Origin of the sequence: Acinetobacter sp. NIOH-H-8 (assembly GCF_046635365.1) — a bacterium.
Classification (GTDB): domain Bacteria; phylum Pseudomonadota; class Gammaproteobacteria; order Pseudomonadales; family Moraxellaceae; genus Acinetobacter.
Genome location: NZ_JBHDVN010000146.1, coordinates 1 through 487, shown reverse-complemented (window position 1 = coordinate 487; position 487 = coordinate 1). Strand labels below are relative to the sequence as shown.

1 protein-coding gene is annotated in these 487 nt (G+C 61.8%); it reads left to right on the top strand.

All coding sequences use genetic code 11. The features are described from left to right. A partial coding sequence (locus ACEWB7_RS17485) for an FGGY family carbohydrate kinase (RefSeq protein ID WP_411581021.1) occupies positions 1 to 487 on the top strand: 487 nt, incomplete at both ends.

The following is a 487-nucleotide window of genomic DNA, read 5'->3' as shown; positions in this document are numbered from 1 at the left end:
GTCTTCGACCGCGATGCCAACGTGGTCAGCCAGGCCCAGCGCGAGTTCGCCCAGTTCTATCCGCAGGCCGGCTGGGTCGAACACGATCCGATGGAAATCTGGGCCACGCAGAGTTCGACCCTGGTCGAGGCCCTCGCCCAAGCCAGCATCGAGCACGACCAGGTGGCCGCCATCGGCATCACCAACCAGCGCGAGACCGCAGTGGTGTGGGACAAGAACACCGGTGAGCCGGTTTATAACGCCATCGTGTGGCAGGACACGCGCACTCAACAGATCTGTAACGAACTAGCTGGTGACACGGGCGCCGACCGCTACAAGGAGATCTGTGGTCTGGGCCTGTCGACCTATTTCTCTGGCCCGAAGGTCAAATGGATTCTCGACAACGTTGAGGGAGCCCGTGCGAGGGCCGAGGCCGGCGATCTGCTCTTCGGTAACATGGACACTTGGGTGCTGTGGAACCTGACTGGCGGTATTAACGGTGGCGTGC